Here is a 24,479-nt window from a genome sequence, read left to right on the forward strand (position 1 = left end):
CGACTGCGGCGGTGGCCGTGGCCGCCGATCAGTTCGCCACCGCGCCGGCGGAATCGCGGGCGGCGTCGCTCGTGTCATCCGTCGATGCGAGCGACTCGAGCGCCATGCCTTTCGTCTCGATCCCCAGTACGCCGACCGTAAGCGCAGCGATGACGAACGACAGCGCGCCGAGGGTGAACACGCCGCCTTGCCCGAAGATCGGCAGCACGATGCCGACCGCGTACGGTCCGATCAGCGAGCCGATCCGCCCGATCGCCGATGCGAAACCCGAGCCCGTCGCGCGCGCGCCCGTGCCGTACAGCTCCGGCGTGTACGTATAGAGCACTGCCCACATCCCGAACAGGAAGAACTGCATCGCGAGCCCGGTGCAGACGAGCAGCGTCGCGCTGCCGCCGAACAGCGCGCTTTGGCCGTATGCGTAAGCCATCGCGCCGCCGCCGATGAGCGAAGCGATGCACGTCGGCTTGCGTCCCCAGCGCTCGACGAGCCATGCGGCGCACAAGAAGCCGGGGATGCCGCCGAGCGAGATCAGCACCGTATAGAACACCGATTGCGTGACGGCGAAGCCGGCCTGCTGCAGCAGCGCGCCGAGCCACGACGTGAGGCCGTAGAACCCGAGCAGCGCGAAGAACCACAGCAGCCACACCATCGTCGTGCGGCGGCGGTAAGCGGCGCTCCAGATTTCGCGGAACGCGCCTCGGCCGCGCGCGGCGACGGGCTCCGCGAGCCGCGATGGTGCAGGCAGGCTCGAGACGCGCGCGGACTGCATCACTTTCGTCTCGACGTGCGCGAGCACGCGCTCGGCCTCGGCGAGTCGGCCGTGATGCTCGAGCCAGCGCGGCGATTCCGGCACGAGGCGGCGCACGACGAGCACAAACACGGCGGGAAGCGCAAGCAGCGCGAACACGGTGCGCCAGCCGAACAGCGGCAATACGAAGTACGAAACGATTCCGGCGGTGATGAAGCCGAGCGGCCAGAAGCCGTCCATCAGCGCGATCAGCCGGCCGCGCCTCGCGGCGGGGACGAACTCGGACAGCAGCGTCTGCGCGACCGGAAATTCCATCCCCATGCCGATGCCGAGCAGCACGCGGTAGACGATCAGCGCGTCGACGCTTTGCGCGGTCGAGCACAGGTACGACGCCGCGCCCCACAGCACCATGCTCCACTGGAACACGGGGCGCCGGCCGAACCGGTCGGCGAGGAGGCCCGCGACCGCGGCGCCGAGCACCATCCCGAAGAAGCTCGCGCTGGCGACGAGGCCGGCAGTCGCGGTCGACAGGCCGAACTCCTTCTTGATCGAACCGAGCACGAAGGTCATCGTGCCGAGGTCGACCGAATCGAAGAAGAACGCGATCGCGATGATCACGAAGATGAGCTTGTGATAGCCGGAAAACGGCAATCGTTCGAGGCGGGCGGCGGCGCTGGCGCGCGCGGCGCTCGAAGGGGCGGCGGGGGCGGCTGGCATGGCGGTCTCTGGTCGGAAGGCGGCCCCGGCGCGGGATGCGCGGGGCGCGCGGTTTCTTCAGTAGACTTGACCATTATTCGCCGCCATAGAAGGAAAGCGGCATGCGGCTGGAACGGGTGCGCCATGGGCAAGGGCGCCCGCACGCATCCTGCCGATGCGGCGCGATGGCGAAGCGCCGGCGGGTGACGAGCGTTGCAGATGGGGCGTGACGCCCGTCGCGCACCCGTTTGGCGCGCGAGGCGGATCGTCGGTCGACATGCTGCGTCATTCGGGCGTCGTCGCGCTGCGCGGGCCATCGCATTCGTCCGGCGACGATGAGAGCGGGCATCGCCCCGCGCCAGCGGGAACCGGCACGCCGGCGCGCGGGCGCCGACGTGCCGACCCGCTTACGCGAGTGCCCGCCGCGTCGTCTGATTTGCGCTCGCCCGATAGTCGATCATCGACGACTGCAGCTCGCGCAGGATCGCATGCGCGCCGGTGTCGGCTGGCGCGTCGTGGAATCGCGCGATCCACTGACGAAGCCACAGCGGGCTCGCGGCCAGGTAGCGGCGAATCGAATGGCCGTCGTCGAGCCGCGCGTGGTCGTCGAGCAGGAACACGCCCGTCAGCCGCGCGACGATCTTGCCCTGCTGACCTTCCTGCCAGATCGGCGTCGCGTGATCGTAGCGATAGTCGGCGGGCTGCGTGTGCACGAGGCAATGCTGCAGCACGTCCGCATGTTCGCCGGGCTGGATCACGTAATGACGGCTCGTGGTGCCGGCGAGGCTGCGCACGTCGTTGAAGGCGGTCACGTCGACGACCGACGTGCCGAGCCAGTCCAGATGAATGTCCGCAGCGGAGCCGAACGACACGAAGAGCGCGCGATCGAAGAACGCCCGGAGTTCGTCGCTCGTGAGGCCGAGGCGCTCGCCGTCGCGGCACGTCTGTACGTCGAGTTGCTGTGCGGTCGCGATCCCGGAGCTGTGCGCGAAGCACTTGAGGAACGGCAACCGTTCGATCTGCTCGTGCTTGATGCGCCGCGCGCGCGAGCCGTCCTGGTAAAGCGGGAATCCGGCCGCGTCGCGGCGCACGAGCTGCTGGTCCGTGTAGGCGAGCTTGGCCGGCTTGTCGACGAGGCGCGGCAGCATCAGGCGCTCGTAGATCAGTTGCGATTCCTGGCTGAAGTAGCTGCCGGCCGGATCCGCGTTCAGTGCGAAGCGGTTGTGCAGCATGCTGGCTTCGATCACCGTTTCGCCGTCGTCGCGGCGTCCCGAATGCGTGATCGCGAGCAGGCGCAGCGGTGTGTCGCGAGGCGCCTGCTTGGGCGGGCGCAGCGTCGGATCGGCGGCGATCTGCGCGACGAAGCCATGGAATAGCTGAGCCATTCCGTTCGACAGCTTGAGGCCGAGCGGATAGTTCGTGGTCGGCGTGCTGGGCAGCACGACCCAGTCGACGCTGCCGATCGCGGCCGGCAGCTCGTCCGGCGCGACGTCGCGGCGCACGGGCGGTTCGCCCGCCGCGGCCGACGTCTCGAGCACGGTCCAGACGGGGCCGCACGCCTTGTGCGACGCGTTCGAGCGGTCGCGCAGCTCGAGCGTGAGCTCGCGCAGCGCGTGATAGAGCAGCGCCATCGTCGCGCTGTAGCGCGGGCTCTGGCGCAAGCCGAGATTGACGACGTTGCTGTAGTCGCTGTTGTATCGGCAAGGAATCCCGACCAAATATTCGAGGCAGCGCAGCGGCAGCGGCTTGAACTGGTCGATGCGCACGCTGTAGCTCGCGTTGTCGCGCGTCACGGTCTTGCCGGGGCGCGCATAGTCTTCGAGCGCGCGGTCGTACGCATCGATCGAATGGCCGCGCGGCACGAGCAGCTCGCGCGCGAAATTCAGCGCCTGCGGGATCTGGATGTAGCGGGCGACCAGATATTCGTGGTCTTCATAGCGATCGAGTTCTTCGACAAACGAACGAATCGTGACGCCGAAGCTGCGCGCGGCCGTGAATACGTGCTCCGCGAGCGCGGCGGGATCGGTCGGCAGCGACGCCGAGCTCGCGAGGTGGGCGGCGAGCCGGTCCTCGATCTTGCGATACGTGTCGACGATCGGCCGCAGCGCGTCGAGGATCGTGTCGGCCGATACGAGACGCTCGTCGGCCGGATAGTGCGCGAGCGCCGCCTCGGCTTGCCGGAACAGCGCGACGTCGGGGCGCGACATCCCGAGCTCGTCGCGCAGCGTTTCGGCATCGACGATGCCGATGCCGCGGCGCTCGAGCTCGAGCCGCAGCCAACGGACCTGATCGCCCGTTCCGCACGCCTTGCGCACGCCGCCCGGCACGCGCGTGTCGAACACGTTCAGCGCGTCTTCGAGGCCGACGCGGATGCCGTCGAGGTCGAGCGCGATCGCCACGTCGACGAGCATCGCCTGGAACGGGCCCGGCAGCAGCAGCGAAATCTTGCACGACGGGAAGTGGTCGCGCAGCTTGTCGACGGTCGGACGCAGTTGCGTGGCAGCCAGTTCGACGGCCTTCTCGTGCGCATCGTCGGTGCCCGCCTGCAGCAGCTTCGCGATCGCCTTGCGCGTGGGCACGTCGATCAGCGAGTCGTCGCTCGTGTCGCCGCTGACGGGGTCGCGATGGTGCTGATCGACCGCGGCCACGAGCATGAACAGCACCGGCACGCCGGCTTTGACGAGCGGCGACTGATAGAGCGTGATCGAGTTCTCGACGATCGTGTGGTTGAACACTTCGATCTCGGGCCGCACGCCGAGGTCCGCGAAATGGGCGAGCTGATCGGCAAGGAACGCATTCGGGTTGTCGTAGCCGCCGCCCGCCTGGAATACGACGGGGCCGGGGCTGAACGACGCGACGTCGGGCGCGAGTTGCGCATGGCCGTAGCGCTTCAGGTGCGCACGCCGCAGCGGGCTTTGCGACGCGCGCCGGTCGCCGCGCGCGCTCGTCGACAGATTCAGGATCGCGGACGGCTCCAGGTCGAGCAGCGCGGGCATGATGTGGTCGTAGTCCTCGAGCACGATGTGGTTGCGCTGCGAGCCGATGCTGATCGGAGCGTTCAGCCCGGGAATTGCGAGTGTCGCCTGATCGTCGGTCGCGCGCGTGTGCAAGTGGACCGCCGCCGCGCCTTCGCGGAGGGCTTCGCGCGATGCTTCGACGATGCCGTCCGCCGTGATCGGCAGATAAGGCGAACGCGCCTTGCCCGGTTGCCAATAGCCGGCGCCGCATATCCGCCAGCCGTTTTCGAACAGCAAATCGAGCACGGCCGCGTTGTCGGCGCGAATTCGCTCGACGAAATCCGGCGACAAATATGTGTGGATTCGATCGTGGGTCCAGGTCAGGTGCCCGTCGTCGGTCGCGGTCCAGCCGAATGTCGTGAGCTGCAGGACGATCTGCCGGACCAGCTCGATCGACGACAGGCGCTCGAGCGTGGTGCGCGTGATCAGCGGCGGCTGAGCTAGGGAAGGCGAAATCGACGTGCGGTGCCATACGGCGCCGTTCGGCGTCCAGCCGTTCTGACGCAGCGCATCCGGCACGGACGCCGCTTCGCGTGCGCCGTCGTATTCGGTGAGATCGATCGGTGCGTCGAAGCCGTGTTCGCGCACGATGCCGCCTGCGGGTACGGCCTCCCATCCGTTCGCCGCGAGCGCGTTGATCGTCGCTTCGCGCGTGTCCGCGGGCAGCAGCCCGAGCAGGGCATCCGGGATGAACTTCGGCTCCAACGGATCGAGGAACTTCGGGACAGCGCCGACAGGGGCTGCGGTGATGTAGAAGGTCTTGACCATGATCGTCCTGAATTACGTTAAAAAGTGATCCTAAATAACTGAGATCGGATACGACATTTCATGGTGCCGTCGAGTCACCGGGCCGAGGGAGGCTGCATTCCGTCGGGACCGGATCGAGAAACGGCTCGTCCGCCTAAATGCGGGAGGCATCTCACTGAGTTGGCCGTAAGCTGCCTTGCAGACATCTTACAATAAAATTACGGAGATTTATAAAAATAATTCCGTGTTGAATATCGCGAAATTAAAATAGATGTAATTTCAATGATGGTTAATTTATTCGAGTCGTTTGTTTCAGTGGGGTCGAATTGCGATGATGCAATTGGAGCGAGCGCTTGCCGTAAGACCAGGCGCGCGGTTGGCGGGGGCTTATGCCTTATCTTGATTTCGATATTCCGATGAAACAGGGTGCGATCTTGTTGCGAAAAAAAGCAGGTTTGAAAATGATGTGTTTCGAATCTTTTAATTGATTCGATGCCTGCTGAAGAATTTGTTTTTTTGGATTGGGTTCGAATGGTGCTTGTTTTGTGTAATTGATGCTTCGTTGGATTGCATTTCAATTGCTTCAATGTTGCGTCGAATGCACTACTGCGCGAATGCCGTGCTCGATAGTCGGGGTAATCGAGAAATGGGCGGGTTCGAGCGTCGCGTGCGAGAGGCAGGCCTGCAAAACAGGGTTGGAGGATGCTCGATGGTCACGGTGGGGCCCATGACGATCGTCCGGCCGTGCGCTGCATCGCACGAAGGCGTGCGCCATCGGTCTTGCCGGCGGTACGGGCGATCCCGTGTCGTTTGGCGATCTTGAAAGGAGCGGCCGACAACAAACGGTCCGCAAAGAAGGTGGCGCACAACGATTTGCCGCGAGCGCCGGTCTGCGATTGACGTGGTTGAGCGCGCGGTATCACGGGGCCTTTGGTTATTTCGCTCGCGACGACTGAAATTGTGCGGCGTGGTGCACGTGGTGTTCGCGGAATGGCGTGCCGTCCTTCTCGTTGCCGACGCCGAATCTCTGCGGAGGATGGAGGGATTGCACGGAGCGCGTGCGCTTCCGGTTGCGAGATGAGTCGCGCGCGTCGGGCGCGCCTGCGTTGGCCGGCAGAACGAGTGGCCGGCGGCGTGCGGTGCGCCGGCAGTCGCATCGGATGCGCTCTAGCATCGACGACCGCCGGCGCGACTATCGCCGAATACGTTTACACGGTGGCGGGCGCCCGTGCGGGCTTGTTGCCGCGCGCGGGCGCGCCGTTCGCGACGTAGTACCGCGCGTTCGAGCGTTCGAGCGGCTTGCGCTTGCGGATCTTGTCGGCGATCTTCTCGGCGATCATGATCGTCGGCGCGTTCAGATTGCCGGTCGTGATGATCGGCATGATCGACGCGTCGACGACCCGCAGCCCCTCGAGCCCGTGCACGCGCCCTTCGTTGTCGACGACGGCCATGTTGTCGAAGCCCATCTTGCACGAGCACGACGGATGGAACGCCGTTTCCGCGCGTGTGCGCACGAACGTGTCGAGATCGTCGTCGCTCTTCAGGTCGACGCCCGGGTTCAGCTCGTGGCCGCGATAGCGGTCGAGCGCAGGCTGGCGCATGATCTCGCGCGTCGCGCGAATCGCATCGCGGAACTCGCGCCAGTCGAGTGCTTCCGACATGTAGTTGAACAGAATGCTCGGATGCGCATTCGGATCGCGCGAGCGCAGCTTCACGCGGCCGCGGCTCGGCGAGCGCATCGAGCCGACGTGCGCCTGGAAACCGTGCATCTCGATCGCGTTCGAGCCGTTGTAATTGATCGCGACGGGCAGGAAGTGGTACTGAATGTTCGGCCAGAGATCGTCGTCGCGCGTGCGGATGAATCCGCCTGCCTCGAAATGATTGCTTGCGCCGAGGCCCGTGCCGTTGATCATCCATTCGAGGCCGATCTTCGGCTGGTTCCGCCACTTGAGCGCCGGATACAGCGACACGGGCTCCTTGCATTCGTACTGGATGTACATCTCCAGGTGATCCTGCAGATTGCGGCCGACGCCGGGCAGATCGAGCACGACCGGTATGTCGAGTTCGCGCAGCCATTCGCCGGGACCGATGCCGGAGCGTTGCAGCAGTTGCGGCGACGCGATCGCGCCGCTGCACACGAGCACTTCGCGGCGCGCGTGCGCGGTGACGCGCTCGCTGCCGTGAAGGAACGTGACGCCCGTCGCGCGCTTGCCGGAGAACAGAATGCGATCGGCGAGCGCATGTGTGACGATCTCGAGATTCGGGCGCGAGCGGGCCTGGTCGAGATAGCCGCGCGCGGTCGACGCACGGCGGCCGCGCGGCGTAACCGTGCGATCCATCGGGCCGAAGCCTTCCTGCTGATAGCCGTTGAGGTCGTCGGTGCGCGGATAGCCCGCCTGCACGCCGGCCTCGACCATCGCTTCGAAGAGCGGATTCACGCCGGGCTTGCTCGTCGTGACCGACACCGGGCCGTCGCCGCCGTGATAGTCGTTCGGGCCGACGTCGCGCGTCTCGGCCTTCCTGAAGTACGGCAGGCAGTCGAGGTATGTCCAGTCGTCGAGGCCCTCGTGGGTCGACCAGTTGTCGTAGTCGAGCGCGTTGCCGCGGATGTAGCACATCCCGTTGATCAGCGACGAGCCGCCGAGGCCCTTGCCGCGCCCGCACTCCATCCGGCGATGGTTCATGTGCGGCTCGGGATCGGTTTCGTATGCCCAGTTGTAGCGCCGGCCCTGCAGCGGGTACGCGAGCGCCGCGGGCATCTGCGTGCGGAAGTCGAACCGGTAGTCGGGGCCGCCCGCCTCGAGGAGCAGCACGGTGACGTCCGGATCCTCGGTGAGGCGAGTCGCGAGCACGTTGCCCGCGGAGCCTGCGCCGCAGATGATGTAATCGAATTCGCGTGTCGTCATCGTTGCGGTTCTCCTGGATGCTTAGAACACCGGTTGATAGCGGCCGAGCTCGACCTGCACCGATTTGATTCGAGTGTAGTGCTCGAGCGTCGTGATGCCGTTCTCGCGTCCGACACCGGATTGCTTATAGCCGCCAACCGGCATCTCGGCGGGCGATTCGCCCCATGTGTTGATCCAGCAGATGCCGGCTTCGAGACGATGGATCGCACGGTGCGCGCGCGACAGGTTCTCGGTGACGACGCCCGCGGCGAGGCCGTACTCGGTTGCGTTCGCGCGTGCGATCGCCTCGTCTTCCGTTTCGAACGACAGAATGCTCATCACCGGGCCGAAGATTTCTTCGCGGACGATCTTCATGTCGTCGCGGCAATCGCCGAACACGGTCGGCGCGACATACTGGCCGTTCGCGAAGTGATCGTGCGCGACGCGCGTGCCGCCCGCGAGCAGCTTCGCGCCTTCGGCCTGGCCGCTCTCGATGTAGCCGAGCACCTTGTCGAGCTGCGCCGCACTTGCGAGCGGGCCGAAATTCGTGTCGGGGTCCGAAGGTTTGCCGATGCGGATCCGCGCGACGCGTTCGAGCACGCGCTGAACGAATGCGTCCTTCACCGCTTGCTGGACGAACACGCGCGTGCCGTTCGTGCACACCTGGCCGGCGCTGAAGAAGTTCGCGGTGACGGCGATGTCGGCCGCGCGATCGAGGTCGGCGTCGTCGAACACGATGAGGGGCGACTTGCCGCCCAACTCCATCGTCACTTCCTTCAGCGAGGACGCGCCCGCGAGCGACATCACCTTCTTGCCGGTCTCGACGCCGCCTGTAAACGACACCTTCGCGATCCCCGGATGCGCGGTCAGCAGCGCGCCGACCGAGCCGTCGCCCTGCACGACGTTGAACACGCCGGCGGGCACGCCCGCTTCGGTGTAGATCTCGGCGAGCTTGAGCGCGGACAGCGGCGTGACTTCGCTCGGCTTGAAGATCATCGCGTTGCCGGCGGCGAGCGCGGGCGCGCTCTTCCAGCATGCGATCTGGATCGGATAGTTCCATGCGCCGATGCCCGCGCACACGCCGAGCGGCTCGCGGCGCGTATAGACGAACGAGTCCGGACGCAGCGGCACTTGCAGGCCTTCGATTGCCGTTGCGAGGCCCGCGTAGTACTCGATCACGTCGGCGCCCGTGACGATGTCGACGGCGCGCGTCTCCGCGATCGGCTTGCCCGTGTCGCGCATCTCGAGCTCGGCGAGCTCGTCGTTGCGCTCGCGCAATAGCTCGACCGCGCGGCGCAGGATGCGCGAGCGCTGCATCGCGGTCATCGCGGCCCATTCGCGCTGACCTTCGTGCGCGGACGCGACCGCGCGCTCGACGTCGTCGTCGCTCGCTTGCTGGACGCTCGCGAGCCGTTCGCCCGTCGCCGGATCGAACGTGTCGAACGTCTTGCCGCTCGTGGCGTCGGCGTAGGCGCCGGCGATGTAAAGGCGTTGCAGGCCGTATACGGACATAAGGATCTCCTTGAGTAGGCGAGGACGCGTTGCGCGTCAGGCGCGCGGCGCGAGCAGCAGGTCGATGTAATCGTTGGCGAGCTTCAGGGCCGCCTTCGTGTCGAACGGTTCGCCCGCGAGCGCGCCGCGCAGCCACAGGCCGTCGATCAGCGCGGCGAGGCCGCTGGCGGCCTCGCGGGCTCGTGCGCGCGGCAGCGTTTTGGCAAACTCCGCACACAGATTCGAATAGAGTCGGCGCGTGTTGACGCGCTGCAGGCGTTTCAACGTCGGCTCATGCATGCTCTGCGACCAGAACGCGAGCCAGGTCTTCATCACGGGCGCGCTGATCTGCGTGTCGTCGAAATTGGCGGCGACGACGGCGCGCAGGCGCGTGCGCGGCTCGGCGGGCGCGGCGGCCCGACGGCGCGCGGTCGCGGCCCACAGGTCGCGCAGCACGTGGCGCATCGTCGCTTCGAGCAGGCCGTCCTTGTCGCCGAAGTAATGGCTGACGATGCCCGTCGAAATGTTCGCGCGCTGCGCGACGGACGCGAGCGTCGTGCCGGGCAGGCCGGCCTCGTCGATGGTGCGCAGCGTCGCGTCGATCAATTGGGCGCGGCGGATCTCGCGCATTCCGAGTTTGGGCATCGCGGGGCCTTCGTGGGCGCGGCGGGTGGCGAAGCCCGAAGGATAGCGGTTTTTTATTGATCGTTCAATCAACAAAAAATATCGGGGGGATCGATCATCGGGTTGAGGTGGTGTGGGGGAGTTGGTTGGGCCGGCGCCGGTGACTGGCCCGTGCGCAGTGCGCGGACGGGCGGTTAAGCCGCGTCAGTGAAAGTTAATCGGAAGTAAGCCAAGAATGTTTAAAACGTTTTAATCGGTAATTCCAGTGTTATGAATTCGTGTTATGAGCCGCCGCTAATGGAGGTGGGCATGGGATGGGGGGGCAGTTTTGGTGCGCGCCGCCCTAAATTGGGTGTGGCGATAGCGGATGAATGATGTGATTGGGTATCGGGATCGAGCCGGATTGGGGATTTTTTGTTTTTTGATGTATTGGGCCGATGGATGCAATGTCTGGACTTGTCGTTCTGCATTGGGCTGGATGGGGTTGTGGGACAGGCATCTCAGCCGATGTTCGCACGATGCGTTCTATATCACAAAAAATATTTCAATGCGATGAAGGGGTTAATCGAAGAGGGGTTTTTAGAGTGATTTGTTCAATGTGCGAAAGAGCGTACTGATGAGTTTTTTTGAGGCAAAACATTAAAAATAGTTGAGGAGGTTGTATTCAGCGTATTAGTATTAACACCGCAAAAACGCAAGTCACCGCGCGTCGGTTATGAAAGCGGGATGGCGATGGGAAAAGGCGGTTATTTCCTCAAGAGGCGTCATGCGAGATAGAGGCGCTGGAGACCACGGGCCGAGGGAAGCGGGGTGACCGCGGCGGGCCCGGGGGAGCGTATTGCCGGTTGGAATTGGGACGAGGCGATGCGCGGCTCCGGCGAGTGGGTAGCCGTCACGGCGCGCGCGAGGCAGGGCGGGCAGATCGCGCGGGAGGGCGGGCGGCTACATGGAGGCGTCCTTCGAGGGAGGGGCGCGGGATCAGCTCATTTGCCGAGCAGATGCGGGAGATACGCCATGCCTATCGAGAAACAGGTCGTAGCGCTGCCGAACGGACTGAAGGTCCACGTCGAGCGTCACGTGTTCGATCCGGCCTTCGAGACGGTCATCCTCGTCAACGGCGCACTGGCGACGACCGCGTCGTTCGGCCAGACGATCCGTTACCTGGGCGAGCGCCTGAACGCGGTGTGCTTCGACTTGCCGTACGCGGGCCAGTCGCGGCAGCACAATCCGGGCGAGTACATTCTGACGAAGGACGACGAGGTCGAGATTCTGCTGTACCTGGCGGCGCGGTTCGCGCCGAGTTATCTGCTGTCGGTGTCGTGGGGCGGGGTGGCGTCGCTGTTCGCGCTGGCGCGGGGCTGCGCGAGCGTGCGCCGGGCGGTGATCGCGTCGTTCTCGCCGTTCCTGAACGACGCGATGACGGACTACGTGACGCGCGCGCGCGACCACATCGCGGCGGGCGAGAACCTGAAGGCGGCGCAACTGCTGAACGACACGGTGGGGCGCTACCTGCCGCGGATCATGAAGCTGTACAACTACCGCTACCTGACGAAGCTGCCGCGCAAGGAGCAGGACCAGGTGGCGTTCCACGTCGACCAGATCCTGTCGATGCAGCCGGAGCAGTATCTGCCGGAATTCCGCAACATCGGCTGCGACGTGAAGTTCGTCAACGGCGAGCTGGACGAGTACACGACGTCGTCGGACGTGCGCCGGCTCGGCGCGTACGTGCGCCGGGCGGAGTTTGCGACGATCCGCCAGGCGGGCCACTTCCTGGATCTCGAAGGGCGGCAGCAGCAGGAGCAGGTTCGCTCGACGGTCCTGAGCTTCTTCGGCGAGGAGCGGGCGAGCGCGGCGCGGGACGCGGCGCAGGGCGAGGCGCTCGCGCCGCTCGGGCAGATGCCGGCGCTGTCGTAGCGCGGGGCGGCGGTCCAAGGCAGACGGGAGGATGTCATGCGCGCGGCCGTTCGGCGCGCGGCGGTCCCGGCTCGTTCAAACAGGCAAATCGGCGTGACGCGTATCGGGCCTCGTGGCGATGGCCGGCCACGGCGAGGATCGTTCGTTCGACGGAAGCGCGCGGCGGCGTCCGCATTGGGCCAGGCCGATGGCGGCCTATCCGGTTCGAACACGGCCCGCTGCGCGCGTCCGTCGGATGCCGCGTGCATTGAGTGACGAAGCGATGTCGAAAGTAATCGTGACGGCGATCGGGTCGGCGGGGGACGTGCACCCGCTGCTCGGGGTGAGCCGGGCGCTGGCGGCGCGTGGCCACGAGGTGGTGTTCTGCACGCATCCGCCGTTCGAGGCGGCGGCGCGGGCGAGCGGATTCGCGTTCGTGCCGGTGGGCACGGCGGAGGAATACGCGCAGGCGATGGCGGACCCGGCGCTGTGGCATCCGCGGACGTCGTTCAAGACGCTGTGGCGGGTGATCTCGCCGGTGGTGCGGCCGCACTTCGACGTGCTGCGTTCGCTGAGCGACGCGGACACGGTGCTGGTGGGGACGCTATGGGCGTTCTCGGCGCGGCTGATGCAGGAGCGCTACGGGACGCGCTACGTGTCGGTGCAGGTGTCGCCGTCGACGCTGCTGTCGGCGCACGCGCCGCCGACGCACAAGCGGCTGACGATCCCGAAGGGCTTGCCGCTGCCGGTGAAGGCGGGGCTGATGACGCTGATCGAGCGTCAGGTGCTGGACCGGGTGTGCGGGCCGGAGCTGAACGCGGCGCGGCAGTCGCTGGGGCTGGCGCCGGCGCGGCGGATCCTGGGGCGCTGGCTGCATTCGACGGACGGGGTGCTGTGCCTGTTTCCGTCGTGGTTCGCGGCGGCGCAGCCGGACTGGCCGGCGAATCATCTGCAAAGCGGGTTTCCGCTGTTCAACGAGACGGGGGCGCGGGACGCGGACCCGGAGCTGGACGCGTTCGTCGGGTCGGGCGAAGCGCCGGTGGTGTTCACGGCGGGCTCGACGCGGGTGGACGGCGCGGGGTACGAGGCGGCGGTGATGGCGGCGCTGCGGGCGACGGGGGGGCGTGGGATTCTGCTCGCGCCGGACGCGCCGGCGGCATCGGACGGGGCGACGGGGCCAACGAGAACGAAGACGGGCGAAGTAGCGCTGCTGAGGCGGCGCTACGTGCCGCTGGCGGCGCTGCTGCCGCGCTGCCGCGCGCTGGTGCACCACGGCGGGGTGGGGACGGCGTCGCTGGCGTACGCGGCGGGCGTGCCGCAGGTGGTGACGCCGTTCGCGCACGACCAGTTCGACAACGCGCAGCGGGTCGCGGCGAGCGGCTGCGGGGTGAGGCTGGACGCGCCGGTGCAGGGCGAGGCGCTCGGTCGGGCGCTGCTGCGGGTGCTGGGCGATGACGCCATCGCGGCGCGCTGCGCGCAGGTGCGGGCGCGGATGGCGGCGGAGCCGAACGGCTGCGACGAGGCGGCGCGCTTCATCGAGCGCTTCGCGCCGAGCGTCGCGGCACGGCAGGCGCAGCCGGCATGAGCGCGGTGCCGCTGTCGAACGCTGCGCCGGCGTCGGTGCCGCTGCGCGGCGCGAGGCTCGCGCTCCTGACGTTCGCGCTGTCGCTCGCGACCTTCATCGAGGTGCTGGACTCGACGGTGGCGAACGTGGCGGTGCCGGCGATCTCGGGGAGCCTGGGGGTGTCGAACAGCCAGGGCACGTGGGTGATCAGCTCGTACTCGGTGGCCGCGGCGATCGCGGTGCCGCTGACGGGCTGGCTCGCGCGGCGGGTGGGCGAGCGGAGGCTGTTCGTCGCGTCGGTGATCCTGTTCACGCTGACGTCGCTGTTGTGCGGGCTCGCGCGGGACCTGGAGATGCTGGTTGCGTGCCGGGCGCTGCAGGGGCTGTTCTCGGGGCCGATGGTGCCGCTGTCGCAGACGATCCTGATGCGGTCGTTCCCGCCGGCGAAGCGCACGCTCGCGCTCGCGCTGTGGGGGATGACGGTGCTGCTCGCGCCGATCTTCGGGCCGGTGGTGGGCGGCTGGCTGATCGACAACTTCTCGTGGCCGTGGATCTTCCTGATCAATTTGCCGATCGGGCTGTTCTCGTTCGCGGTGTGCGCGCTGCTGCTGAGCCCGGAGGCGCGGCGGGGCGAGGCGAGCCCGATCGACGTGCCGGGGATCGTGCTGCTGGTGATCGGGGTGGGGTCGCTGCAGGCGATGCTGGACCTGGGTCACGACCGGGGCTGGTTCGATTCGTCGCTGATCACGACGCTGGCGATCACGGCGGGGGTGTCGCTCACGTCGCTGCTGATCTGGGAGGCGGGGGAGGCGCATCCGGTGGTGGACCTGAGCCTGTTCCGGGAGCGGACCTTCACGTTCTGCGTGGTGATCATCTCGCTGGGGATGATGAGTTTCTCGGTGGTGGGGGTGGTGTTTCCGCTGTGGCTGCAGGCGGTGATGGGATACACGGCCTACCAGGCGGGGCTGGCGACGGCGTCGATGGGGGTGCTGGCGCTGGTGTTCTCGATCCTGGTGGGGGTGTACGCGAGCCGGGTGGACGCGCGGGTGCTGGTGACGTTCGGGTTTGGGGTGTTCGCGGGGGTGATGTGGTGGAGCACGCACTTCACGCTGACGATGACGTTCGCGCAGGTGGTGACGCCGCGGCTGATCCAGGGGGTGGGGCTGCCGTGCTTCTTCATTCCGCTGACGGCGGCGACGCTGTCGCGGGTGCCGGACGAGAAGCTGGCGGCGGCGTCGAGCCTGTCGAACTTCCTGAGGACGCTGTCGGCGGCGTTCGGGACGGCGCTGAGCGTGACGTGGTGGGACAACCGTGCGACGTACCACTACGCGGTGGTGTCGCAGTCGGTGACGCGGGCGTCGGAGAACACGCAGCGGTACGTGGACGCGCTGCACGCGATGGGGATGCACGGGGCGCGGGAGCTGAGCTCGCTGCACCAGGTGGTGCGGCAGCAGGCGTACATGATGGCGACGAACGACATGTTCTACATGGCGAGCGGGACGTGCCTGCTGCTGGCGGGGCTGATGTGGCTGACGCGGCCGAAGCGGGGGGCGGCGGCGACGCTGGGGCATTGAGGCGGTGTGGCCGCCCGCGTGCGTGCGGCCGCGATCGGCCGCTCTCCCCCTGGTTTGCCGAAGACGAAGACGAAGGGCGATGCATCGAAGTCCTGACGACTGGGGGCATCGATGCGGCGACGAAGCGACAACCTCGAACCACCGAAGGAAGCACGATGACGACCTTGGGCGCGCTGGTGATTCTGTATTACCCGACGGACGAGCAGCTATCGGGCCTGGCGGCGCTCGCGCGCGACAGCGACGCGCTCGCGGTGGTCGACAACACGCCGCAGGAGCACGCGCTCGCGCGCGAGCGGGTGCGCGCGCTGCCGTCGCGGGCGAACGTCGTGTGGCGGCACCACGGCAACCGCGGCGGGGTGGCGGGCGCGTACAACGCGGGGCTGTCGGCGCTGTTCGCGCAGGGCATCGACGCGGTCGCGCTGTTCGACCAGGATTCGACGGTGCCGGCGACGTTCGTGGCGCGGATGCGCGACACGTGCGCGCGACTGGGCGCGGGCGCGTTCATCGCGGGGCCGCGGATCTACGACGCGAACGATCGGCGGTTCCTGCCGGAGCTGATGACGAGCGGCGTGATGGTGCATCGGGTGCGGGTGGAAGGCGAGACGGCACCGCAGCGCTGCGCGTTCCTGATCTCGTCGGGCAGCGTGATCTCGCGGGCGGCCTATGCGGCGCTGGGGCGGTTCGACGAGGCGCTGTTCATCGACCACGTCGACACCGAGTATTGCCTGCGGGCGCTGGCGCGCAACGTGCCGCTGTACGTGGTGCCGTCGCTCGTGCTGACGCACCGGATCGGCGCGCGCCGGCGGCACCGGGTGGGGCCGTTCGAGCTGACCGCGATGCATCATTCGTGGCAGCGGCGGTATTACGGCGCGCGCAACGCGATGCATCTGGGGCTGCAGTACGGCTTGCGGTTTCCGGTCGCGCTGGTGCCGAATCTGCTGACGGTGTGGCAGGTGATCCAGGTGGTGCTGTGCGAGCGGGAGAAGGGCGCGAAGCTGCGCGGGATCGCGCTGGGCGTGCTCGACGGATTGTTCGGCCGCTTGGGCTCGATCGAGGCGGCGCGCTCGGGCGGGGCGGCTGGGTCGCCCGTGCGGCAACGCGGGGCGGGTCAACCGGAATCGTCAAGCAGCCCGAACGAACCTCGCCGCGACGTGATGCCTGACGCCTTGCGTCACGAGGGTGAGATCACGGCGAGACAACCTTGGAATCCGGCTGTCGATGAAACCGGACGGTAGGCGGATGATCTGTCGAACTTGACGCACGCAACGCTACATCATGACAAACGACCCGGCGCGCATGAAGGACACCCGACGCGGATGAATCAGGAAGCAACGAGAACGGCAGTCGGACGTGGGGCGCGCTGGCTCGCGCTCGCGACACTCGCATGGACGCTCGCCGGCTGCGTGCCGTCGGGCTTCAAGCCGACGCTCGCGCCGCGCGAGCTTGACGGCGACGCGCTCGCGCAGACGACGGGCGGCGCCACGCACGGCGCCTGGCCGAGCCCGGACTGGGTCAGGCAGTTCGGCGATCCGCAGCTCGACACGCTGGTCGGCGAAGCGCTGCAGCGCAACCCGACGCTGCAGGCCGCGCAGGCGCGGATCGGCGTCGCGCAGTCGCAGCTGCAGCAGTTCGAATCGCTGACGGGCCTGACGGCGACGGCGGGCGCGTCGCTGAGCAAGGCGCACCTGCCGCGCTCGGGCGGCACCGTGAACACGGTGGTGAACGGCTTCCCGGTGTCGGTGCCGCTCGTCGGCGAATCGGTGATGTCGTCGTCGTCGCTGTTCGTCGGGCTGAACTACCAGATGGACCTGTGGGGCAAGAACGCGGCGGCGACGCGCGGCTTGATGTCGATGCGCGACGCGGCGCGGGTCGAGGCGGAGCAGGCGCGGCTCACGCTGTCGGTGGCGATGGTGACGCTGTACGGCGAGCTGGACCGCGCCTACGCGCTGCGCGACCTGCTGCAGCAGAAGCGCCGGTCGAGCGAGCAGGTCGAGACGGTGCTGCGCGAGCGCGCGGCGCGCGGGATCGACAACGGCTACGACGCCGACGACGCGGCGCTCAAGCGCAGCAAGCTGCTCGAGCAGATCGCGCTGACCGGCGAGCAGATCCAGCTGCTGAAGCTGCAACTGGGGGGGCTGACGGGTCGCGGGCCGGAGCGGGGGCTGTCGCTCGCGCGGCCGAAGCTCGCGCCGCTCGCCGACGCGCCGCTGCCGGCGCGGCTGCCGGCGGAGCTGCTGGGGCGGCGGCCGGACATCGTCGCGGCGCGGCTGCGGGTGGAATCGGCGTACGCGGCGATCGACGGCACGCGCGCGTCGTTCTACCCGGACGTGAACCTGGCGGCGCTGGGCGGGCTGTTCGCGCTGACGCCGGCGTCGCTGTTCTCGCGGGACGCGCTGGGCGGCTCGATCGGGCCGGCGCTGTCGCTGCCGGTCTTCGATCGCGGCCGGCTGAAGGCGAAGCTGGGGGGCGACGTGGCGAACGCGGACGTGGCGCTGGCGCTGTACAACCAGACGGTGGATGCGGCGCTGGGCGAGGTGGCGCGGCAGTTGACGTCGCTGTCGACGGTCGATGCGCTGCTGAAGGAGCAGCAGCAGGCGGTGCGCTCGGCGCAGCGGATGGTGGCGCTGGCGGAGGACCGGCACCGGCGGGGGATGGGGATGCAGAAGGACGTGAACCTGGCGAGGCTGACGCTGCTGGACGAGCGGTCGCACGCGATCGAGCTGCAGGCGCGTCGGCGGACGCTGCGGGTGGGGCTGATCGGTGCGCTGGGCGGGGGCTTCGACGGACGGCAGGCGAGCGGCGCGCCGCTCGCGCAGGCGGGCAAGCCGTTCGCGGCGGCGCCGCGGCCGGCCGAGACGCCGCATGATTGATCGAGCCGGCGAATGGCCGCGCGCATGCGACCAAGCTGACGACCCGGTCGACGAGCGAGCCGGCCGAGGCAAGCGCGCCGCGCACACGACCCCGTCAAACCCGAACCCATCGAACGCCACTTCCATCGTGCACCCGAGAGAATCGACCGACACCGTTACCGAGCATGCGAGCGCATCGGGCAAGACCGCCGTCGCGCCCGAGCCCACCTGGCCGCCGCATCATGGCGCCACCGACACCACGCACGCGAAGACCTTGAACGATACCGCCACCGACCCCCTGCGCGCGAAGACGCAAAACGACACGGCGAGCGCCGACGGCTCGCCCGCGAAGCATCCGGCCGCGGACGGACCGTCCGCCCGCCCCGAAGACGCCGCGTCCCTCGCCGCCCGCCGCGCGACGCGCCGCCGCCGCTTCACGGTGCTGTTCGGACTGCTGGCGATCGTGGCGCTGGCGGCGGGGCTTTACTGGTTCCTCGTCGGCCGCTACAGCGAGGAGACCGACGACGCGTACGTCGCCGGCAACATCGTGCAGATCGCCGCGCAGATCCAGGGGACGGTGACGGACATCCGGGTGACGGACACGCAGCAGGTGAAGGCGGGCCAGGTGCTGGCGAAGCTGGACGACGCGGACGCGTCGGCGACGTTCGAGCAGGCGCAGGCGCAGCTCGCGCAGGCGGTGCGGCAGGTCGCGAACACGCGGATCTCGATGGGGATGTACGAGGAGACGGTGAAGGCGCGGGAGGCGGACCTGAAGCTCGCGCAGCAGGCGTATCGGGCGCGGGCGGGGGCGTCGGTGGAGGTGGTGGCGCCGGAGGAGCTGGTGCGGGCGAAGTCGAACCTGGCGAACGCGCAGGCGGCGCTGGCGAGCGCGCGGGCGCAGCGGGACGCGGCGCGCGCGCTGGGCAGCGAGCGGCCGGTGGAGCAGAACCCGTCGGTGCAGCAGGCGGCCGCGCAGTACAAGCTCGCGTACCGGAACCTGAAGCGGACGACGATCGTGTCGCCGGTGGACGGCACGGTGGGGCAGCGGTCGGTGCAGATCGGCCAGCAGGTGGGGCCGGGCGTGCCGCTGATGTCGGTGGTGCAGTTGCGGCAGGTGTGGGTGGAGGCGAACTTCAAGGAAGGGCAGATCCGCCACATGCGGGTCGGGCAGCCGGTGCGGCTGGAATCGGACCTGTACGGCTCGCGGGTGACGTATCACGGTCGGGTGGAGGGCTTCTCGGCGGGGACGGGGAGCGCGTTCTCGATGCTGCCGTCGCAGAACGCGGCGGGGAACTGGATCAAGGTGGTGCAGCGGGTGCCGGTGGTGATCTCGCTGGAGGCGTCGGAATTGACGGCGCATCCGCTGCGGGTGGGGCTGTCGATGCGGGCGACCGTGGAGACGAAGGCGCGCGGGGGGCATTTGCTGGACGGCGAAGCGCCGCTGCCGGGGCTGCGCACGCGGGTGCACGACGGCGATGCGGAGGAGGCCGATGCGGCCGCCGACGCGGTGATTCGGGCGAACGACGGCGGGAAGTGAGCGGGCGTCGGCGGGAGGTTGATCGATCAGGCGCGCGACGGCTTCGCGCCGGTCGTATCGCCGGGATGCCCACGGTTCCGCCGGATCGGCGTGCTGCCAGGATCGGCGTGCGACGTGGCGCGATCGGATGGGGGATGTCATGTACCACCAGCGATTGCTTTGCCGAGCGACGCAGGCTCACGGCAACGTCGAGTGGCTCACCACGGCGAGATTCTCGTCGAGTGCGATCGCCTGATTGGCCGATGCAGAGCCGCAACGATAATTTCGCCGACCGCGATCGACGAATGCGTTTCGCGAACAACGCAGAGAGGTGGGCGATAAAGCGGCGATTCCCGCAAACAGCGACGAGCGACGAAATTTCGTTCGTGTCGGCAAGACTTCTGCATGCGGACGACAACCCCGAATTGCCTCTCGCGATGAGCGGCGAGACGGGCGGGCATCACGCAGCCGCCCGTCTTCTCACGGCGATTTACCCGCGTCCGTCGTCCGCGCCGCGCGACGACAAATGATTCCACAGGAATACAAATCCGATCGCCTCGTGTTCGGCCGTGTCGATTGCGTCGGCGCTGCCGTGACCGCCATCGGTTTTCTCGAGCAGCCATACGTTCCGATGCTCCTGCGCCTGCATGCGCGCCACCATCTTTCGTGCATGCGCGGGATGCACGCGATCGTCGCTCGTCGACGTCGTGAAGAGCGCCGGCGGATAGGCGACGTCGCGCGTCACCTGGTGATACGGCGAATAAGATGCGAGCGTTTTCGCATGCGCCGGATCGTCAGGATCGCCAAATTCGTCGAGCCACGACGCGCCCGCGTGCAGCAGCGGGTAGCGTTGCATGTCGAGCAGCGGTACTTCACTGACCACCGCGCCGAACAGGTCCGGGCGCTGGATCATGCATGCCGCGACCAGCAGTCCGCCGTTGCTGCCGCCACGGATGCCGAGTTGCGCGGCAGTCGTCACGCCGTCCGCAACGAGCTTTTCCGCGACGGCGATGAAATCGTCGAACGAGCGTTGACGGTCCGCTTGCCGCGCCGCTTCGTGCCATCGCGTGCCGAACTCGCCGCCGCCGCGAATATGGGCGAAGACCGCGATGCCGCCTTTTTCGAGCCAGCCGATGCCGAGCAGCGGATCGTAGTCGGGCGTGAGCGGAATCGCGAAGCCGCCATAGCCGTTCAACAAGCACGGACGGGGCGATCGCTCTGCAGCGTCCAACACGTCGCGCGGGCCGACCAGCGTATAGGGCACCAGCGTGCCGTCGCGCGAGCGCGCATGTTCGCGCCGCACCGTCAGCGCGGCGGCGTCGAATTGCGTCGGCCATCGATCGAGGAGCGTCCACGCCGACAGGTCGTCGGCCGCGAGATCGGCAAGCGAATACTCGGGCGGCGTCAGGTAATCGCCGACGCTCACGTACACTTCATCGTCGAACGTCGGTTCGACCGGCGACACGTCGACTTGCGCGAGTCCGCGCGCCGGGAACGGGCGCGCACGCCAGCTCCATGCGCCGTCGACTTGCCGCTCGGGCTGCCAGAGCATCGTGCGTGTGAGCACGTCGTCGAGCCACGACACCAGCAGAAAACGGCGGGTATGCGTCCAGCCGCAGGCGGACGTGCGATCGTTCGGCTCGAACAGCGTCGCGAAGGCGCGGTCGCCGGCGACGAACGCATCTTCGCGGATCGCGAGCAGGCTGCCGCCCGCGTAGCGAGCGCCATCGCAATTCCAGTCGAGCCTCGGCTGGAGCAGCAGCCATCCGCTCCAGTAGCCGACTTCGACGTGCGCCGGCACGTCGAAGCGAATCCACGCGCCGTTTTCGTCGCGGCGATACGTGTTCGCGTCATAGAAGTTGATCGCCTGCTCGATCGCATGATGACGATCGATCGGATCATATTGCGCGTCGACGGAGATGTCGCCGCGCGCGCCGCGAAACACGACGGGCGCATCGGATAGCGGCGTGCCGCGCGTCCAGCGCCTGACTTCGCGCGGATAGCCGGAACGCGTGACGGTCGCGCCGCCATTGTCCCAGCCGACATAGAGGGTGTCGCGATCGATCCATTCGATCGAATGCTTGCCGGCCGCCTCGATCGAGAAGCCGTCGTCGATGAACCGGCATTGCTCGATGTCGAATTCGCGCACGACGACCGCATCGGCGCCGCCGTCGGACAGCACGATCAGTGCGCGGTCGCCGTCCGGCTCGAGGATGAGCTGATCGTCGAACACCCATTGGACGTCTTCCGCTTCGCCGAGCGCGTCGAGATCGATGAGCGTCTGCCACTCGGGGCGGCCGCTGCGCCAGCTCGCCCACGACGTGCGACGCCACAGGCCTTTCGGATGGCGCTCGTCCTGCCATACGTCGTAGGCCCAGTGCTGCCAGCGTTGCGGGATCACCGGCCGCTCGCGCGGCAACAGCGCTTTCGTGAAGCGGTCGACCAGCTCGCGATAGCGCGCGTCGTTCAGCCATCGAGCGTCGCGCGTGCGGGCGTTCTGCGCGTCGACCCAGTCGATGCTCGCGGGGTTGTCCAGTTCTTCGAGGAAGCGATACGGATCGGCCTGTTCGGGCCAGAAAGCATGTGGCATGGAGAGTTCATGAGAGGCGGTGCGCGTAATGGTAGCGTAAGCCGAAGTGTGCCCGCTCGTCGATTCCGGAACGGGCGATGCCCGGCTGTCCATTGTCGAGGTTCGCCGCCAGGCAGTGCTGGCGCTTCACGCGCACGCTTTCGTCATACATGACCATCCCGAATGGCGGCGTCGCGCACGCTTCGCTTCCCGCCCAAACCCGTTCGCCTTCCTGACTATCGCTCTCATGCGCGACCTCATTTCGAAATGAAAAATAATTGGTTCGGCTTTTTCGGCGCTTCTTCCATAGTGGATCCCTGATGGCTATAGACGGCGCTCGCCGTCGAGCCTGGCCCATGTCTCGCGCGCGATGCGCGATATCCATAAGGAGACGCCATGACGATTGAACTCGAAGCACGCTCCACTCATGCCGTGCTCGAAGCGGCGCGCGAAGCCGCGCGCTCGGCGGGACTGCCGTACGCGGGCGGCGTGTCGCCGCAGGACGCCTGGGCGCTCGTCGAGGCCGGCGACGCGCGGCTCGTCGACGTGCGCACGGCCGAGGAGCGTGCATTCGTCGGCCACGTGCCCGAGAGCCTGCACGTCGCGTGGGCGACGGGCACGAGCCTGACGCGCAATCCGCGCTTCGTGCGCGAGCTCGAAGCGAAAACGGGCAAGGATGCGGTCGTGCTGCTGTTGTGCCGCAGCGGCAACCGCTCGGCGCTCGCCGCCGAAGCCGCGGCGAAGGCGGGCTTTACGCAGGTTTTCAACGTGCTCGAAGGCTTCGAGGGCGATCTCGACGACGCCGGCCATCGCGGCGCGACCAACGGCTGGCGTCTGCACGGGCTTCCGTGGAAGCAGAGTTGATTCATTCGACTCGGGCGGCGAAAGCGTCGAACAGCGACAAGCAGCAACAAGCAGCAACAAGCAGCAACAAGGAGCGGCAGCCGTGGCGGTATTCGACATCGACGACATCGTTCAATCGCTTCAAACCGTGCGCCAGCGTTGGCGCGAAGTGCAGCGCCGCTCGCTCGAGCCGGGCGGTCGCGATTTGCCGGCGCGCGAGGCGCTCGCGGGCATCGTCGAGACGTTGAAGGGCGTGTTGTTCCCGATGCGGCTCGGGCCGCCCGATCTTCGACAGGAGAGCGAGAACTTCTACGTGAGCCACGCGCTCGACGACGCGTTGCACGCGCTCCTCGCGCAGGCGCGGCTCGAATTGAGCTACAAGGTCCGGCACGATGTCTCCGTGCAAGCCGAGGCCACGATCGAAGGGCGGGCCGACGACGCGGTGCGCGCGTTCGCCGCGCGCCTGCCGGCGATCCGCGTGCTGCTCGACAGCGACGTGCTCGCCGCGTTTCACGGCGATCCGGCCGCCGGCAGCGTGGACGAAGTGCTGCTCTGCTATCCCGGCGTGCTCGCGATGATTCATCACCGGCTCGCGCACGAGCTGTATCGCCTCGAGTTGCCGCTCCTCGCGCGCATCGTCGCGGAACACGCGCATGCGCAGACGGGCATCGACATCCATCCCGGCGCGCGGATCGGCGGCGGCTTCTTCATCGATCACGGCACGGGCGTCGTGATCGGCGAGACCGCAATCGTCGGCGAGCGCGTGCGCATCTACCAGGCGGTCACGCTCGGCGCGAAGCGTTTTCCCCGCGATGCGTCCGGGCATCTGGAAAAAGGTCTCGCCCGCCATCCGATCGTCGAAGACGACGTCGTGATCTATGCGGGCGCAACGATCCTCGGCCGCGTGACGATCGGCAAGGGCGCGGTGATCGGCGGCAATGTCTGGATCACGCAGGACGTCGCGCCCGGCAGCCACGTCACGCAGGCCGTCACGCGCAGCGATCCGGCGCGGCCGGCCGATGCGGCGCCATCGCAGCACGACGCGAATGGCACGCATGGCGCGAACGGCGGCTCGCGTTTCGCCGCAGGAGCGCTGCGATGACGGCGCTCGTCCAACGCTTCGGCGCAGCGATCCGCGAGCTGCGCGAGGCGCGCGCGTGGTCGCAGGAGCAGCTCGCCGAGCACGCGGGCCTGAATCGCTCGTACGTTGGCGAGATCGAGCGCGGCACCGCGATCGCGTCGATCGTCACCGTCGACAAGCTCGCGCGCGCGTTCGGCGTGCCGATCGCGCGGCTGCTGCCGCCTGCGAGCGATCCATCCGAGCCGCCGCCGCCCGGATTTGGCGCATCGCCGGCGGCGATTGCGCCGCTGGCGGGCGCGCGCTGAGTTCTTTGTCAATCTCCGCACCTTGGCGTCTATAGCATGTTGAGCCGCCCCAATGGCGTCTCGATAATGCGTTCTCC

Annotated in this window: 18 protein-coding genes; 10 read left to right on the forward strand and 8 right to left on the reverse strand. The window is 67.7% G+C overall.

The genetic code is table 11. From position 1 onward, the window contains the following. Positions 1-28 precede the first annotated feature (28 nt). The 5 genes from BG90_RS25315 to betI all read right to left on the reverse strand — a co-directional run bounded on the left by BG90_RS25315 (position 29) and on the right by betI (position 10,229). Positions 29-1,465, reverse strand: coding sequence for an MFS transporter (locus tag BG90_RS25315; protein WP_025990261.1), 1,437 nt, complete (start codon positions 1,463-1,465; stop codon positions 29-31). A 386-nt stretch (positions 1,466-1,851) separates the two neighbouring features. Continuing rightward, positions 1,852-5,229, reverse strand: a complete 3,378-nt coding sequence (locus BG90_RS25320; RefSeq protein ID WP_010119212.1) for a 3-keto-5-aminohexanoate cleavage protein — start codon at positions 5,227-5,229, stop codon at positions 1,852-1,854. Between the two features lie 1,187 nt (positions 5,230-6,416). Next, entirely contained in the window at positions 6,417-8,114 is a 1,698-nt protein-coding gene (gene betA / locus BG90_RS25325) for a choline dehydrogenase (protein WP_010119210.1), read from the reverse strand. Between the two features lie 21 nt (positions 8,115-8,135). Further along, positions 8,136-9,605 (reverse strand): betaine-aldehyde dehydrogenase, encoded by a 1,470-nt coding sequence (gene betB / locus BG90_RS25330; protein WP_010109299.1) that lies wholly within the window; start codon positions 9,603-9,605, stop codon positions 8,136-8,138. A 36-nt stretch (positions 9,606-9,641) separates the two neighbouring features. Beyond that, entirely contained in the window at positions 9,642-10,229 is a 588-nt protein-coding gene (gene betI / locus BG90_RS25335; protein WP_041282166.1) for a transcriptional regulator BetI, read from the reverse strand. Positions 10,230-11,222: 993 nt separating this feature from the next. On the opposite strand from betI, the gene BG90_RS25340 reads away from it, so the two are divergent. Continuing rightward, positions 11,223-12,122 carry an alpha/beta fold hydrolase gene (locus tag BG90_RS25340; RefSeq protein ID WP_010109296.1) on the forward strand — a complete coding sequence of 300 codons (900 nt, stop codon included), beginning with the start codon at positions 11,223-11,225 and terminating at the stop codon, positions 12,120-12,122. A gap of 34 nt (positions 12,123-12,156) precedes the next feature. On the opposite strand, the gene BG90_RS38110 is transcribed toward BG90_RS25340, so the two are convergent. Continuing rightward, positions 12,157-12,495, reverse strand: coding sequence for a hypothetical protein (locus BG90_RS38110; protein ID WP_374189774.1), 339 nt, complete (start codon positions 12,493-12,495; stop codon positions 12,157-12,159). Between BG90_RS38110 and BG90_RS25345 the strand changes: the two genes are divergently transcribed. From BG90_RS25345 to BG90_RS25370, 6 genes are all read left to right on the forward strand, one after another. Continuing rightward, positions 12,385-13,686, forward strand: a complete 1,302-nt coding sequence (locus tag BG90_RS25345) for a glycosyltransferase (protein ID WP_045568566.1) — start codon at positions 12,385-12,387, stop codon at positions 13,684-13,686. The genes BG90_RS38110 and BG90_RS25345 overlap by 111 nt on opposite strands. After that, positions 13,683-15,239 (forward strand): DHA2 family efflux MFS transporter permease subunit, encoded by a 1,557-nt coding sequence (locus BG90_RS25350; protein WP_010109293.1) that lies wholly within the window; start codon positions 13,683-13,685, stop codon positions 15,237-15,239. Before BG90_RS25345 ends, BG90_RS25350 begins: the two co-directional genes overlap by 4 nt. A gap of 155 nt (positions 15,240-15,394) precedes the next feature. After that, positions 15,395-16,474 (forward strand): glycosyltransferase family 2 protein, encoded by a 1,080-nt coding sequence (locus BG90_RS25355; protein WP_045568441.1) that lies wholly within the window; start codon positions 15,395-15,397, stop codon positions 16,472-16,474. A gap of 81 nt (positions 16,475-16,555) precedes the next feature. Beyond that, a complete protein-coding gene (locus BG90_RS25360) occupies positions 16,556-18,109 on the forward strand; it encodes an efflux transporter outer membrane subunit (protein ID WP_010109291.1) in 1,554 nt (517 codons plus the stop codon). Positions 18,110-18,362: 253 nt separating this feature from the next. Next, positions 18,363-19,625: an HlyD/EmrA/EmrK family protein gene (locus tag BG90_RS25365; protein ID WP_025990260.1), complete on the forward strand. Its 1,263-nt coding sequence runs from the start codon at positions 18,363-18,365 to the stop codon at positions 19,623-19,625. A gap of 242 nt (positions 19,626-19,867) precedes the next feature. After that, positions 19,868-20,134, forward strand: a complete 267-nt coding sequence (locus BG90_RS25370; protein WP_010119194.1) for a hypothetical protein — start codon at positions 19,868-19,870, stop codon at positions 20,132-20,134. Here BG90_RS25370 and BG90_RS25375 read toward each other — a convergent pair. Next, positions 20,095-22,194, reverse strand: coding sequence for a prolyl oligopeptidase family serine peptidase (locus BG90_RS25375; RefSeq protein ID WP_010119192.1), 2,100 nt, complete (start codon positions 22,192-22,194; stop codon positions 20,095-20,097). The genes BG90_RS25370 and BG90_RS25375 overlap by 40 nt on opposite strands. Before the next feature lie 7 nt (positions 22,195-22,201). Next, the gene (locus BG90_RS36270; RefSeq protein ID WP_157135658.1) at positions 22,202-22,558 is read right to left on the reverse strand and encodes a hypothetical protein; all 357 of its coding nucleotides are present in this window, start codon (positions 22,556-22,558) and stop codon (positions 22,202-22,204) included. 11 nt (positions 22,559-22,569) lie between these two features. On the opposite strand from BG90_RS36270, the gene BG90_RS25380 reads away from it, so the two are divergent. The 3 genes from BG90_RS25380 (at position 22,570) to BG90_RS25390 (ending at position 24,402) form a co-directional block, all read left to right on the forward strand. Beyond that, positions 22,570-23,037 (forward strand): rhodanese-like domain-containing protein, encoded by a 468-nt coding sequence (locus BG90_RS25380; RefSeq protein ID WP_010119186.1) that lies wholly within the window; start codon positions 22,570-22,572, stop codon positions 23,035-23,037. Between the two features lie 82 nt (positions 23,038-23,119). Continuing rightward, a complete protein-coding gene (epsC, locus tag BG90_RS25385) occupies positions 23,120-24,118 on the forward strand; it encodes a serine O-acetyltransferase EpsC (RefSeq protein ID WP_010119184.1) in 999 nt (332 codons plus the stop codon). Further along, positions 24,115-24,402, forward strand: coding sequence for a helix-turn-helix domain-containing protein (locus BG90_RS25390; protein ID WP_010109281.1), 288 nt, complete (start codon positions 24,115-24,117; stop codon positions 24,400-24,402). Before epsC ends, BG90_RS25390 begins: the two co-directional genes overlap by 4 nt. Positions 24,403-24,479: the final 77 nt, after the last annotated feature.

It is taken from the genome of Burkholderia oklahomensis C6786, assembly GCF_000959365.1.
Classification (GTDB): domain Bacteria; phylum Pseudomonadota; class Gammaproteobacteria; order Burkholderiales; family Burkholderiaceae; genus Burkholderia; species Burkholderia oklahomensis.

Excerpts from the sequence above, each read along its gene's own strand:
- BG90_RS25320 (WP_010119212.1), bottom strand. The coding sequence starts at position 5,229 with ATGGTCAAGACCTTCTACATCACCGCAGCCCCTGTCGGCGCTGTCCCG.
- BG90_RS25315 (WP_025990261.1), bottom strand. The coding sequence starts at position 1,465 with ATGCCAGCCGCCCCCGCCGCCCCTTCGAGCGCCGCGCGCGCCAGCGCC.
- betB (WP_010109299.1), bottom strand. The coding sequence starts at position 9,605 with ATGTCCGTATACGGCCTGCAACGCCTTTACATCGCCGGCGCCTACGCC.
- BG90_RS25360 (WP_010109291.1), top strand. The coding sequence starts at position 16,556 with ATGAATCAGGAAGCAACGAGAACGGCAGTCGGACGTGGGGCGCGCTGG.
- betI (WP_041282166.1), bottom strand. The coding sequence starts at position 10,229 with ATGCCCAAACTCGGAATGCGCGAGATCCGCCGCGCCCAATTGATCGAC.
- BG90_RS25375 (WP_010119192.1), bottom strand. The coding sequence starts at position 22,194 with ATGCCACATGCTTTCTGGCCCGAACAGGCCGATCCGTATCGCTTCCTC.
- BG90_RS25355 (WP_045568441.1), top strand. The coding sequence starts at position 15,395 with ATGACGACCTTGGGCGCGCTGGTGATTCTGTATTACCCGACGGACGAG.
- BG90_RS25370 (WP_010119194.1), top strand. The coding sequence starts at position 19,868 with ATGCAGAGCCGCAACGATAATTTCGCCGACCGCGATCGACGAATGCGT.
- BG90_RS25380 (WP_010119186.1), top strand. The coding sequence starts at position 22,570 with ATGACGATTGAACTCGAAGCACGCTCCACTCATGCCGTGCTCGAAGCG.
- BG90_RS25345 (WP_045568566.1), top strand. The coding sequence starts at position 12,385 with ATGTCGAAAGTAATCGTGACGGCGATCGGGTCGGCGGGGGACGTGCAC.
- BG90_RS25340 (WP_010109296.1), top strand. The coding sequence starts at position 11,223 with ATGCCTATCGAGAAACAGGTCGTAGCGCTGCCGAACGGACTGAAGGTC.
- BG90_RS36270 (WP_157135658.1), bottom strand. The coding sequence starts at position 22,558 with ATGGATATCGCGCATCGCGCGCGAGACATGGGCCAGGCTCGACGGCGA.
- betA (WP_010119210.1), bottom strand. The coding sequence starts at position 8,114 with ATGACGACACGCGAATTCGATTACATCATCTGCGGCGCAGGCTCCGCG.
- BG90_RS38110 (WP_374189774.1), bottom strand. The coding sequence starts at position 12,495 with ATGCGTGCAGAACACCACCTCGTGGCCACGCGCCGCCAGCGCCCGGCT.
- BG90_RS25390 (WP_010109281.1), top strand. The coding sequence starts at position 24,115 with ATGACGGCGCTCGTCCAACGCTTCGGCGCAGCGATCCGCGAGCTGCGC.
- BG90_RS25350 (WP_010109293.1), top strand. The coding sequence starts at position 13,683 with ATGAGCGCGGTGCCGCTGTCGAACGCTGCGCCGGCGTCGGTGCCGCTG.